At 49.1% G+C, this 12976-nt stretch carries 12 protein-coding genes; 7 read left to right on the forward strand and 5 right to left on the reverse strand.

What is annotated here, in order from left to right; genetic code table 11:
* Positions 1-115 precede the first annotated feature (115 nt).
* The 6 genes from ACRPK8_RS08150 to menC all read left to right on the forward strand — a co-directional run bounded on the left by ACRPK8_RS08150 (position 116) and on the right by menC (position 7263).
* Positions 116-1501 (forward strand): isochorismate synthase, encoded by a 1386-nt coding sequence (locus tag ACRPK8_RS08150; RefSeq protein ID WP_432237769.1) that lies wholly within the window; start codon positions 116-118, stop codon positions 1499-1501.
* A complete protein-coding gene (menD, locus tag ACRPK8_RS08155) occupies positions 1491-3134 on the forward strand; it encodes a 2-succinyl-5-enolpyruvyl-6-hydroxy-3-cyclohexene-1-carboxylic-acid synthase (protein ID WP_432237770.1) in 1644 nt (547 codons plus the stop codon). Before ACRPK8_RS08150 ends, menD begins: the two co-directional genes overlap by 11 nt.
* On the forward strand, positions 3131-3907 hold the full coding sequence (menH, locus tag ACRPK8_RS08160) for a 2-succinyl-6-hydroxy-2,4-cyclohexadiene-1-carboxylate synthase (protein ID WP_432237771.1): 777 nt from the start codon (positions 3131-3133) through the stop codon (positions 3905-3907). The genes menD and menH overlap by 4 nt, the downstream gene beginning before the upstream one ends.
* Before the next feature lie 18 nt (positions 3908-3925).
* Complete coding sequence (menB, locus tag ACRPK8_RS08165) at positions 3926-4750, forward strand: 1,4-dihydroxy-2-naphthoyl-CoA synthase (RefSeq protein ID WP_023469886.1); 825 nt, start codon at positions 3926-3928, stop codon at positions 4748-4750.
* A 63-nt stretch (positions 4751-4813) separates the two neighbouring features.
* Positions 4814-6196, forward strand: a complete 1383-nt coding sequence (gene menE, locus ACRPK8_RS08170; protein WP_432237772.1) for an o-succinylbenzoate--CoA ligase — start codon at positions 4814-4816, stop codon at positions 6194-6196.
* Positions 6193-7263, forward strand: coding sequence for an o-succinylbenzoate synthase (menC, locus tag ACRPK8_RS08175; protein WP_432237773.1), 1071 nt, complete (start codon positions 6193-6195; stop codon positions 7261-7263). Before menE ends, menC begins: the two co-directional genes overlap by 4 nt.
* Before the next feature lie 74 nt (positions 7264-7337).
* Here the strand turns inward: menC and map are convergent, their stop codons facing one another.
* The 5 genes from map to ACRPK8_RS08200 form a co-directional block, all read right to left on the reverse strand.
* Complete coding sequence (gene map, locus ACRPK8_RS08180; RefSeq protein WP_432237774.1) at positions 7338-8099, reverse strand: type I methionyl aminopeptidase; 762 nt, start codon at positions 8097-8099, stop codon at positions 7338-7340.
* Between the two features lie 13 nt (positions 8100-8112).
* Positions 8113-9303: an EAL-associated domain-containing protein gene (locus ACRPK8_RS08185; RefSeq protein ID WP_432237775.1), complete on the reverse strand. Its 1191-nt coding sequence runs from the start codon at positions 9301-9303 to the stop codon at positions 8113-8115.
* Between the two features lie 72 nt (positions 9304-9375).
* Positions 9376-9642 (reverse strand): hypothetical protein, encoded by a 267-nt coding sequence (locus tag ACRPK8_RS08190; protein ID WP_432237776.1) that lies wholly within the window; start codon positions 9640-9642, stop codon positions 9376-9378.
* 106 nt (positions 9643-9748) lie between these two features.
* On the reverse strand, positions 9749-11299 hold the full coding sequence (locus ACRPK8_RS08195) for a DEAD/DEAH box helicase (protein ID WP_432237777.1): 1551 nt from the start codon (positions 11297-11299) through the stop codon (positions 9749-9751).
* 333 nt (positions 11300-11632) lie between these two features.
* The gene (locus ACRPK8_RS08200) at positions 11633-12487 is read right to left on the reverse strand and encodes a CvfB family protein (protein WP_432237778.1); all 855 of its coding nucleotides are present in this window, start codon (positions 12485-12487) and stop codon (positions 11633-11635) included.
* Positions 12488-12720: 233 nt separating this feature from the next.
* Here ACRPK8_RS08200 and ACRPK8_RS08205 point away from each other — a divergent pair, with 233 nt between their 5' ends.
* Positions 12721-12888 (forward strand): hypothetical protein, encoded by a 168-nt coding sequence (locus ACRPK8_RS08205; RefSeq protein WP_023467274.1) that lies wholly within the window; start codon positions 12721-12723, stop codon positions 12886-12888.
* Positions 12889-12976 lie beyond the last annotated feature (88 nt).

Here is a 12976-nt window from a genome sequence, read left to right on the forward strand (position 1 = left end):
GCTGTCAATGTTCAATCCGAGACAGCTTATTCCTTCTTTTTTGTGCGTAAAAAGTTTACACTTAGATTAAGTGAAACATATCACAGTATCTACAGACTAGGGGGCAATGAGCGGTATGGCTTACGCTCAACAAGAGCTTAAACAGTGTATCGAACAGGCCGTCACTCAGGCGAATGCCTTACAACGACCTATCATCGCTTCGTATTCATGGGAAATCGAAGCAACAGACATGCGTTCCCTCGAACAGGGTATCGAGGAACGGTTTTATTTTGCAACACCTGATCGCTCGATGCGGGCCATCGGGTTTGGCATCGTACACCAACTTCAAGCATCAGGAAAAGATCGTTTTTTAAGACTTCAATCCTTATGGACGAATGTAAATCGGGATCACGTCGGTCATGATTTGTTTGCGTTCTCCGGATTTTCATTTACCGAACTTAAACAACCCGATTATCGCTGGTCATCGTTTGGCGATGCCTCGATGACGATTCCAAAATTTTTATTTTTGGATCAGGACGGACAGACACGGGTGACCATTTTCGCGCGGGTCGAGCCAACAGACCAAGTGGAGTCGATTTTAAATCAGCTCGCACTCGATTTTTCGAACGTCAATCAACCGGAGCGGTCCACTTCTTTGCAGCTCACGCGATTACGGTTGGCACGAAGCGGAAGCGAAGCGTTTGAAGCATCGTTTCATCAAGCGATGCAATACCTTGAGACTTCACTTGAAAAGATTGTTCTTGCCCGAGAAGTCGTCTACGAACTGGATCGTCCACTCGATGCAGCAGCTGTCGTTGCGGAACTCGAGGAGACCCAACCGGGTAGCTATGTCTTCTGTTTTCAACCGAATGCCGAGGAGGCGTTTATCGGCGCAACACCTGAGCGGATCGTATTCAAGCAAGGCAATCGTTTAGATACGGCAGCAGTAGCCGGTTCTGCACCTCGTCATCAGGTCGAGGAAATGGATGAAGCGCTCGGACAGTCGCTCTTACAAGATCAAAAAAATCGGATGGAACACGCCATCGTCGCGGATTCGATTGAACGGACCTTACGTTCGTTTTCAGAGCGACTGGACTGTCCGGATGCCCCGATTCTTTTGAAAAATCGTCACATCCAGCACCTGTATACGCCGATTACGGCGCAGTTAAAGACGGACGTGACACTATTACAACTCATCGAAAAACTTCACCCGACCCCAGCACTTGGCGGCGAACCGAAGCAACAGGCGGTCGAAGCGATTCAGAAAATCGAAACGTTCGAACGAGGCTGGTACGGTTCCCCTGTCGGCTGGATGAATGGACAGGATGACGGGGAGTTCATCGTTGCCATCCGTTCCGGATTATTCACGGAACGTGCCGTCATCCTCTACGCTGGCTGCGGTCTTGTCGAAGGTTCTCACCTCGACAGTGAACTCGCAGAGACGGAAACTAAACTATCACCGATGTTACAAGCACTTGCTCATGTCGGATCGATTGAAAAGGATGATATTTATGTTGACTAAATGGATGCACACATTAATCGATACGCTCGTCGCGTCTGGTATCCGGGACTTCGTCATCAGTCCCGGCTCCCGCTCGACACCACTCGCTATTGCTGCTTTTCTGCATCCGTCTAGCCGTACCCACGTCCTCGTTGACGAACGGTCGGCTAGTTTTTTTGCTTTAGGTTTGACACGAACGGAGGCGACGACGCGCCCTGTCGCATTGATTTGTACGAGCGGAACGGCTGCGACGAATTACTATTCGGCCGTTACCGAAGCGAATATCTTTGAACTGCCTTTAGTCGTCCTGACCGCTGACCGCCCGCACGAGCTGCGTAGTGTCGGTGCCCCGCAAGCGATTGATCAGGTCGGATTGTACGGAAAACAGGTCCGGCATGCCTTTGACCTTCCCTTAGCGGATGAAGCGGGTCTTCCGTACGTCGCCCACGTCGCACAACGCGCTACTTTACTTGCATTGACTGAACCAGCAGGACCGGTGCATATCAATGTTCCGTTACGGGAACCGCTTGTCCCGGAACTTGATCTCTTACGGACCGGACGTGCTGTAGGCGAATTACCTGCCCCGACACCGGGCGTAAATAACGCCTTGACGGCTGCGCTTCACGAAGAGCGTCTTCTTTTTGTACTTGGACCTCAACTCACTGCGACGGACAGTCAGATTGTCATCTCATATGCGAAACAAGCCGGTATTCCGGTCTTAGCGGATCCACTGAGCCAAGGGCGGCAATCGCAGGATAAGCATGTTTTTGCCTATTACGATACGTGGCTAAAACATCCTGCGACTGCTCAACGCATCCGACCGGATCGCATCATTCGTTTCGGAGCCATGCCAACGTCAAAACCTTATCTACTCTGGTCTCGGGACATTCCGACGACGGTCGTCGGTCACCCTGGAAATTGGCGTGACCCGCAACTTCATTCGGATTTTGTGATCGGTCACGCGCGACAACTTGCGCATCAGGAGCTTATGTTGCACGATCCTGCGTATCTCGCACTGTTGCAACAGGCGGAGCAACTCGTCGCTCGTGCCTTTACGACGATTGATCAAGAAGAGATGACGGAATATAACGTCGTTCGCGCCTTGACGACGTTACAGGAAGGAAGTCTCTTCGTTTCGAACAGCATGCCGATCCGGGACGTCGACACGTTCCTGCCGACAGGAACACCCCTTCGTCTGCTCGCGAATCGCGGTGCGAACGGGATTGACGGGATTCTCTCGAGTGCGCTCGGAGCAACGTTTGATGCCAAACATCGTTACTTACTCGTCGGTGACTTGGCGTTCATTCATGATATCAACGGACTGATGACCGCACGAACGCTTCCGCTGACGATCATTCTCGTCAACAATGCAGGGGGCGGAATCTTCAGCTTTTTACCGCAACAGCAACTCGAACAAGAGGTATTCGAACCGCTCTTTGGTACACCGCAACAGCTTGACTTTTCTTCCCTCGCTTCCGGATACGGCGTGACCTATCAGGCAATCGATTCGATTGCCGCGTTACGTCAAGCACTTGCGGAAGAGACGAGCGTGACGCGGATTCTCGAAGTCAAGACGACACGAATCGAGAACGTCCAGATGCATCGTTCGATTTGGGACGTGACGAATCAAGCATTGTCTGAGGTGTTTCAATGATTTTACGAAATCATTCCTATCACCTGAAAATCGATGGTTCTGGTCCGCCACTCCTGCTGCTCCATGGGTTTACAGGGTCCCTTGCGACGTGGGACATGCTGAGTGAACAATTATCGACTCACTTCACCGTCTATCGTCTTGATTTGATGGGACATGGACAGACGTCACCCGCGTCCGGGCAACGGATGCGTTTGACGCAACAGGTCAAGGATCTCGAAACTCTCCTTGCCACCCGCTCCGAACCGTGGATCGTCCTCGGTTATTCGATGGGCGGACGAATCGCTTTAATGCTGAGCGTTATCTCCGAGCGGGTCGCTCGAACGATCGCTGTCAGTACGACACCCGGTATTGAGACGGCAACGGAACGAAAAGCACGTCGTACATCCGATCGCGTATTAGCTGCCCGCCTTGAAAAAGACGGATTAGAGGCGTTCATCGATTACTGGGAGACACTTGGTCTGTTCACACCACAAGACCAACTACCGGAAGACCAACGCAAACAACTCCGTCAGGAACGACTGAACCAAACGGTCGCAGGCTTGAGTGCTTCGCTCTGCGCACAAGGCACAGGAAGCATGCCTCCGCTTTGGGCGTGCCTTCCAAAAGAGATTGATTGGATCGTCGGGGAAAAGGATGAAAAATTCCGTCAGATTGCTTCGCGTGCAGCGTCACTCGAAAAAATTCATGTGATTTCGCACGCTTCGCATGCCCCACATATCGACCAACCGCAAAAGTTTGTTACAATGGTAAAGAATCTACTTATTCATCACTAACATATTGGGGGAATTCAAATGAAATATGCTCCGGAATGGGTATCAGCCCGCAGCTATGAAGACATCAAATATGAACAATGGAACGGAATCGCGAAAATCACGATCAACCGCCCTGAAGTTCGCAACGCGTTTCGACCACATACGGTCCACGAACTGATCGATGCATTTTCACGTGCACGTGACGACCAAAATGTCGGCGTCATCATTTTAACAGGTGAAGGCGACCTTGCATTCTGTTCTGGTGGAGACCAAAAAGTACGTGGACATGGTGGATATGTCGGTGACGACGAAATTCCACGCTTGAACGTCCTCGACCTTCAACGTCTCATTCGTGTCATCCCGAAACCAGTCATCGCTATGGTCGCAGGATATGCAATCGGCGGCGGACACGTTCTTCACCTCGTCTGTGACTTGACGATCGCTGCAGACAACGCCCGCTTCGGACAAACAGGTCCTAAAGTCGGCTCATTCGATGCTGGTTATGGTTCTGGTTACCTTGCACGCGTCGTTGGACACAAGAAAGCACGCGAAATTTGGTACCTTTGCCGTCAATATGACGCGCAACAAGCACTCGATATGGGACTCGTCAATACGGTCGTTCCACTTGCAGACCTCGAACAAGAAACGATTCAATGGTGTGCTGAAATTCTTCAACATTCACCAACTGCTCTTCGTTTCCTCAAAGCGGCGTTCAATGCCGACTCAGATGGTCTTGCAGGGATTCAGCAACTCGCAGGAGACGCTACGTTGTTGTACTACACAACAGACGAAGCAAAAGAAGGACGCGATGCGTTCAAAGAAAAACGCAATCCGGACTTCGGACAGTTCCCGCGTTTCCCATAATGAAAAAAAGGTTCAATCGTCTTCTGACATTGAACCTTTTTCGTATATTCATCTTAAAAGGAAGTGACCATTTTGTATCCATGGATCTATACACGAGCTAAAGAACAACCGGATGATCTTGCCCTCATTACGGAGACCGTTCGTTGGTCTTGGTCTGAACTTTATTCACGCGCTCACCATCTAGCCAGTACTTGGGCGACGATCGTGACACGCGGAGACCGGATCGCCCTTTATGGTCCATCCAGTGCCCAATATATCGTCGCTCTTCATGCTGCTCAATTGCTTGAATTAACCGTCGTTCCGATCAACACCCGACTAACGCAAATGGAAGTGCTACGCCAATTCAAACAGGCAGATGTGCGGCTCGTCGTGACGGACCGGACACTCGATACCGCGATTCCGTGCCTTGCTTTCTCGTATGAAAAAGAAGCCCCTGACCTGTTAATCCGCCATATGCCGAAGCATTATGTCCAATCCATGCTCTTTACAAGTGGTACGACCGGGCATCCGAAAGCTGTCGAACAAACGATGTTGAATCATTTTTCGAGTGCAACGAACGCTGCGCGTCATATCGGATCACTTCCAGAGGATCGTTTTTTGATCGTCACGCCACTGTTCCACATGAGCGGGTTAGCCGTCGTCTACCGGGCAGTCATCTACGGAGTCCCGATTGTTCTCGAACCGCATTTTTCACCAGAACGCGCTTTGCACTGGATGACGACAGAAAAGATCACCCATGTCTCACTCGTCTCGGTCATGCTCGATCGGTTGCTCGAAGCCGGACTACGTCGTCACGCGCTTCGTGTCGTACTGACAGGAGGCGGTCCTGTTCCATTACCGATTCTGACGCGTGCACTCGAGCGCAATATCCCCGTCATGCAGACATACGGGATGACGGAAACGGCTTCCCAAATCGCAACCCTCTTGCCTGAAGATGCCTTACGAAAAATCGGATCGGCCGGACAGGCGATTCACCCGACACAGATTCGCATCACGCGTCATCAAGAAATAGAAGTCAAAGGACCGACGATCATGAAGGGATATTTTCATGATGAAGACAAAACAGCAGACGCCTTTACGGCAGACGGTTTTTTCAGGACTGGTGACTTAGGACGTCTGGACGCCGATGGATACCTCTATGTTCTCGATCGTCGGAGTGATCTTATCATCTCAGGTGGGGAAAATATTTACCCGGCTGAAGTCGAATCCGCACTTCTCTCGATCGATGGGATTCAAGAAGCAGGTGTCGTCGGACGATTTGACGCGACATGGGGACAGGTTCCGGTCGCCTTCATCGTCAGTACACTGGATGAAACCACGATCCGAACAGAGATCAGCCAATTGCTCGCTAAATACAAATGTCCGGTTGATTACATCTATCAAAGTGCCTTGCCACGTAATGCAAACGGTAAACTGTTACGGAAGCAACTGAAGGAGTCGTTATGAGCATCATCCTTCGTTCCGCCGAGCTGTTCGATGTTCCGCTTGTCTTTCGTCGCCCGATGCAGACGGCCCTCTCGACGTTGACGGTACGCCGGACGACGATTCTGCGCCTGACCGATTCGGAAGGACGAGTGGGTTACGGGGAAGGTGTCGCGTTTGATACACCGTGGTATACGTCCGAAACACAGCACTCACTCCAAGGAATCGCCACGTTGCTCTACAGTCTGTTAGAACAACCACTTCTTTGCCCAGCAGATGTCACGGATCGCTTCCGCATCGTGCAAGGCAATCCGATGGCAAAAGCGATGTTCGAAGGGGCCGTCTATGAATTATTCGCAGCCGCTGCCGGACAATCGCTCGCCACGTATCTCGGAGGTGATGAATCCTCCCTCGTGCCTTGCGGGAAAGCACTCGGACGGGCATCAGCGGAACAAACGATCGAAGCCGTCGGACAAGCCGTTGCCGCCGGATATGGCCGGATCAAGCTGAAGCTTGCCCCAACCGACACGGGCGTTCTTGAACAGGTGCGCTCCGCTTTTCCTGACGCCCCCTTGATGTTTGACGCTAATGGCAGCTTCACCGAATCGGATTTTCCTTTATTGCAACACTGGGATTCATTTAATCTGGTTATGATGGAGCAGCCGCTTGCAGCATCAGATTGGTCCGGACACCAACGGCTCGCCGCCCTCTTGCAAACACCGATTTGTCTTGATGAATCCATCGTTGCTCCAGCAGATGCCGAGTTGATGAAGACGATTCACGCCGGTCAGATTCTGAACATCAAGCCGGCACGCGTCGGTGGACTGACGAATGCTTTGTCCCTTCGAACAAAAGCACCCTACTGGCTCGGTGGAATGTTCGAGAGCGGTATCGGGCGTCGTCAGACACTTGCTTTCGCGACACTTCCAGGTCTCGCTTATCCGATTGATATGGCAAGTACTGCTGATTACTTCGAAGAAGATTTGCTTGAGACCCCGTATCATGTCGAACAAGGACACATTCGTTATGCGGCTCCGGCAGTATCCGAAACCCAGTTGAGCAAATTAGCAACTTCACGGATGAACTTGTGACGCGAACTGCTACGACAAAGAAGAGGCAATGGAGCACGCTCCATTGCCTCTTCTTCTATTCTAGTCATCCTTCTTTAGAACGATTCTTTGCCTTCGACCTTTGTTAAAATCTCATACCCGTCTTTTAAGACGACGACGGTATGCTCGAATTGTGAGACGAGACTCCGGTTCGGTGTATAAAGCGTCCAACCATCCCGCTCATCTTCGATACAGAACTCATCTCCTGTCGAGATGAACGTCTCGACGGCGATGACTTGTCCTTCCTTCAGCAGATCATTTTCTTCTCGGTTGAAGTAGTTCGAAATCGATTCTGGCTCACCATGGAGCGTCTTCCCGAGACCATGCCCTGCCAAGTTACGGATGACCGTAAAGCCACTCTTGCGCGTTTCAGCGTAAATCGCTTTTCCGATCTGGTTGACCTTCGTTCCGGCTTTAACTTTATCGAGTCCTTTTTCAAGCGCCGTCAATGACACTTCAACGAGTCGGACATCTTCCGGACGTCTTGCCTCTCCCGCAATGACCGTCTTTCCTGTGTCGGAGTAATAGCCGTTTTTCACAGCCGAGACATCGACGTTGACGATATCCCCTTCCTGGATGACGTATTTACCTGGGATACCATGGGCAGCGATATCATTGACACTGATGCACGTGGCACCAGGGAAGTCATACATGACGATTGGTGCTGACTCCGCTCCCTGCTCCTTCAGAATACGCGCTCCAATTTCGTCGAGTTCCTTTGTTGTAATACCAGGTTTGACGGCATCCGCCATCTCATCGCGCGCCATCGCAACGATTCGTCCAATTTCTCGTAATGCGTCATAATCATAATCTAACACTTTCAATTCCTCCTCATTCACTCAATCGTTCTTGATATAGATAATTTGCGGAAATATCCGCAAATAAGAACATGCCATTACTAAGCGGCATACTAAATGTCCGCGTCTGCTCACTTGAGCTGAAGTCGACGTAGCGCTCTGAAAGGTACCCACTGTGTCGTCTCTCCATCGCTACCGTCGTTCGGATGAAATACGGACGGAAACTCCAATTGTATCCTTTGTAGAACGCATACAGCTTCCATTCCCCTGTCCGCTTGCTTACGTTTGAAGATTGTTGGAAACCATTCGCATCCGTAATATAAAATCGGATGAATTCCGGTTCCATTTTCCGAGCAAGCATCAGCAGCCATTGATCGAGATCCTGCTCCGGCTTCAAAGATTGGCAGTACTCGTTAAAACGGACCGTCCAGTCTTGCTCAAGCTGAAACAGACGGTTCATTTGTTCCCGATCATACTTATAGAACATCGGGACCTCGTGAATCAGTATTTCCATACCCGGACACGTCATCACCCATTCAGGTGAGGCTTCGCCTAATAAATTCCCCATATAGTACCGGCCACCGTGTTGCCATGCATAGCGCAGTTGTCCTAAATGGCTGATGTTCTTATACAGAAGCGGTGCTCCGAGCTGATCACATAGATGCTCCATCGTTTGCAAAAGGTGCGGATACGTCGCCGAAACGGTCTTTTTCTCGATCATCGAGGACAAATCAACGATCAGCATATCCGGTGACATCGAAAAGACGCGCTCAAGACTCGTCGCTTCTGCACGATCGAGTGCCACTTTCAGTCCAGAATTCTGGTAATATGCAACGATCCGGCCAAGCCGGTCAAAATCATCGACCTGGACATCCGTCAAGGTGATATACATCCGTTCTTTTGGAAACGACGATTCGACTGTCCGTAAGACATGCAGGAAATCCTCCCCGCCATTTTCAAACAACCAGGCAGGTCGGCACCGAATCAGAATGAACGCTTGTGTATCGGAGGGTACCTTTTGGAATGCTTGTCGGACGACGTGTCCCATGACTTCGAGTTGGTATTCGATCGGAACATCATCTTCCTGAAAAAATGGTTTTAACGGTTCTCCACGAAAATGGGACTGGATTTCATAGCCTTCTACCTTAAAAGGGGCAGCACCTACGATCGGTTGAAACCATGCCTCTATCTCTTCAGGATGAACGATGACATCTAATGCATCCATTCTTTTCCCCCCTTATACTCTTGTTCTATCTTAACAAAAAAAGAGCTCCTCTGTAACGAGAGAGCTCCTGTTTTACGATAACGTCGTATCTTTTCGTAATGCGATATACAAGTACACACCGAATGTCGTCGTCAAATAAACGATGCTCAGAACGCCATACTGAATCCCGACGGCTCCTCCCTTCCCGATGGCCAGCACAAGAAAAATGATGCCGCCAAATAACAAGGTCGCTAACGGAATATAACGAAAATGCCCTTTAGTCGTCCGTTCACAAATCTTTTTCGTCGCAACGATCAACGCAACGAGACAGACGGATGCTGCTACATAGATGGTATACACGAATGATTCAGCCCTCTCTCTATCGTTCATGGCTCATTTTATCATGACCACTTGGATAAATCATAAAAAAGAACCGACTTGTCTGTGACAAATCGGTTCGCATCATTTATTTTTCAAAACGTGGTTTGCGTCCACCACGGTTACGGTCGCTCTCGCTCCGGTTGCTGCGTCCTGCATAACCACCTTCACGACGATCCGATGAGGAAGAACGTCCACCTTCACGGCGTTCGCCACCGCGTGGGTTGTTTCCACGGTATCCACCGCTACGGTTGCCGTTTCCACCTTTGTTTCCGTAAGGACGACGGTTTCCACCACCGTTGCTACCGAAACGTTTCACACGGATTGGTTCGATCGAAGAGATTTGGACCGGTGTTGCATCCGGCTCTTTCGTCAATCCTTTAAGTGCCGCTGAAAGAAGTTCCACTGCTTCGTACTCTTCTAAGAGTTCTTGCGCAAGTGTCGTATATTCTTTTGAATCTTTTGCTTCAACGCGTTTGATGAGTTCTTGTGCAGCAAGCTTCAAGTTGCCTTCTAAGATTTCATCAAGTGTCGGTGCATGACGACGTGACATTTTTTTGTTCGTGACACGTTCGATTGTTTTGATTTGACCAAATTCACGTGGTGTAACGAACGTGACAGCTGATCCTGTTTTACCAGCGCGTCCCGTACGACCGATCCGGTGAACGTAGCTTTCTGGATCTTGTGGGACGTCGAAGTTGTAGACGTGTGTGACACCAGAGATGTCAAGACCACGCGCTGCAACGTCTGTTGCGACGAGGATATCGATCGTTCCTTTTTTGAAACGACGGATGACTTGGTCACGTTTGGCTTGTGTTAAGTCACCGTGTAAACCGTCAGCTGTGTATCCACGTTGGATCAAGCCTTCTGTCATTTCGTCAACACGTTTTTTCGTACGACCGAAGATGATTGAAAGTTCCGGAGAATCCGTGTCGATCAAACGGCAAAGAACGTCGAATTTTTGGCTTTCTTTCAATTCGATGAATGACTGTTCGATGTTTTCAACTGTCATTTCTTTCGCTTTGACTTTGATGTGTGTCGGAGTCGTCATGAAACGATCTGCGATTTTACGAATTTGTGGTGGCATCGTTGCTGAGAACAAGAGTGTTTGACGAGTTTCAGGAAGTGCACCGAGGATTTTCTCGATATCTTCGACGAATCCCATGTTCAACATCTCATCTGCTTCATCAAGGATGACCGTTTGAACGTGATCAAGGTTCAACGTCTTACGGTTCATGTGGTCCATTAAACGTCCTGGTGTTGCTACGACGATTTGTGGATTTTTACGAAGTGCACGGATTTGACGATCGATTTGCTGACCACCATAAACAGGAAGTGCATGAACACGTTTTACGTCACCGATACGGTTCAATTCTTCTGCTACTTGGATTGCAAGTTCACGTGTCGGAGCAAGAATCAACGCTTGGATGTTGCGTGATTTTGCGTCCAGACGCTCGATTGTCGGGATACCGAATGCTGCTGTTTTACCAGTACCTGTTTGTGCTTGACCGATTAAGTCAACGCCGCTGAGTCCGACTGGAATTGTTTCTGCTTGGATTGGTGTTGCTTCTTCAAAGCCCATTTTTAGGACACCTTTGATAAGTGCCTCACTAAGATTTAATTCACGAAATGTTGTCAATGCTAAATACTCTCCTTTGTCATATGAAAAGCGTCTGCCACTAAACAGACGCTACCGTAACGAATACAATCGACTACCTATTATAACAGAAACTATCACATAAAGATAGCGTGATTTCTTTTATAATAATGTTTAGGGAAGTCACCATCATAATCGTTGCCATAAGGGCGAGGGAAAGGCGATGTGCCCGGACCGTGCGATGAGACATCATCGCGTGCCCCCACTAGTGATGGGGTATATTCAGTAAATGGTCGCCGGTAATCAAACCAGCCGCAACCACCAAAATGATGAATTCCTTACTATCTATTCGAAACGCAGGTTTACTCGGTCCGATTATTTCGTCAACCGGATACCCGTTTCATTTTTTTCTATTTTTTTATCTTTCAACAGGCGACCGAGCGCTCGTTTGAATGCTGCCTTACTGAGACCGAATACTTCATCGATCGTCTCGGGAGCTGTCTTATCACCATACGGCATCTGACCTTCATGTTCAAGTAGATGGTTCAGAATCAACTCCGCATCTGTATCAATCGCTTCAAAGGCACGTGGTCGTGCTGAAAGTAATACTGTACCATCTGGTTTTACATTTGTCACTCGTAATTTCATCACTTCCCCAAGACGTGGCCACCGTTCCATTTCACGTTCATGAAGGAATCCGATCGACTGATCGTTGACCCAGACATTAACTCCTGGTTCGCGTTGTGAGAAGACAAGACCCTCTACGTCCATGTTGTTCCATTCTTCTGGTGCCGGCTTCGCACGTAAGTTGAAGTAAGCATAGGGTGCAGGGTCTCCGAGTAGCCGGAGCTTCTGATCATGTTTCAGACGGATGAAGAGTTGGTCGCCTTCTTCTGGCCAGAACATCCGTCGTTGCGGTAAATCGTCGAGCGAGACGAGCACGTCTTTTTGAATCCCGATGTTTGCAAATACTCCTGTGTTATAGCGTGTCCCATTGATCGTCGTCTTGACGTAGTCTTCAAATGAAGCTTCCGGAATCGTCATGGATGATGCCAGACGCCCTTCATTATCTTGATACAAGAAGACTTCCACCTCTTCATCGAGCGCTACTTTCTGTGTCTGTTCATTGTTATGCAACAACACGTCTTCATTTCCATCAGTCAGAAACACTCCGAACTCTGCTTCGCGTTCTACTTTTAATGTGACAACCTGTCCTGCGCGTAATCCCATTTCGGGTCATCTCCTCTCTGTATTTGAATCGATTCCAGACCTTTTGAATCGTTCCGCTGTTCTTTCCCTACCATACTATACTCTTTTTTTATTCATCTCTGACATCAACCACACGATGACAGTTGTGACATATTTGTGAACGGACCACATTTGCGTGATTTTTTTGAAAAAAAGATATATGATTAAATAACAGGAAAAAGAAGGTTTAGTTTTGGTAAATATGGGGGATAATGATGTTTCATAACATTCAATCACGTTCGTTCGCACGACGTTTCACGAAAACATTGGTTTTTGCATTTTTCGCCTTCCTTGCTACGATTGGTATCGTTTTCGCAGAAGGTTCAAACAGTACAGATATGACGCCGAAGACACCGGCACTTCAGCAAATCGACCGCCCTTAAAATCTACACCACTCGTGTGGATTTTTTTATTTTCCCAGAATTTTTACAGGACGATACAGGAAACTTACTCTTGACCGCGAATAGTACA

Source organism: Exiguobacterium sp. TDN 0502 (genome assembly GCF_050846835.1).
Lineage (GTDB): Bacteria > Bacillota > Bacilli > Exiguobacteriales > Exiguobacteriaceae > Exiguobacterium_A.

Bases quoted from the DNA above. Each gene is read 5' to 3' on its own strand.
- menC (WP_432237773.1), top strand. From the start codon at position 6,193: ATGAGCATCATCCTTCGTTCCGCCGAGCTGTTCGATGTTCCGCTTGTC.
- menD (WP_432237770.1), top strand. From the start codon at position 1,491: ATGTTGACTAAATGGATGCACACATTAATCGATACGCTCGTCGCGTCT.
- menH (WP_432237771.1), top strand. From the start codon at position 3,131: ATGATTTTACGAAATCATTCCTATCACCTGAAAATCGATGGTTCTGGT.
- ACRPK8_RS08185 (WP_432237775.1), bottom strand. From the start codon at position 9,303: ATGGATGCATTAGATGTCATCGTTCATCCTGAAGAGATAGAGGCATGG.
- menB (WP_023469886.1), top strand. From the start codon at position 3,926: ATGAAATATGCTCCGGAATGGGTATCAGCCCGCAGCTATGAAGACATC.
- ACRPK8_RS08200 (WP_432237778.1), bottom strand. From the start codon at position 12,487: ATGGGATTACGCGCAGGACAGGTTGTCACATTAAAAGTAGAACGCGAA.
- ACRPK8_RS08150 (WP_432237769.1), top strand. From the start codon at position 116: ATGGCTTACGCTCAACAAGAGCTTAAACAGTGTATCGAACAGGCCGTC.
- ACRPK8_RS08205 (WP_023467274.1), top strand. From the start codon at position 12,721: ATGTTTCATAACATTCAATCACGTTCGTTCGCACGACGTTTCACGAAA.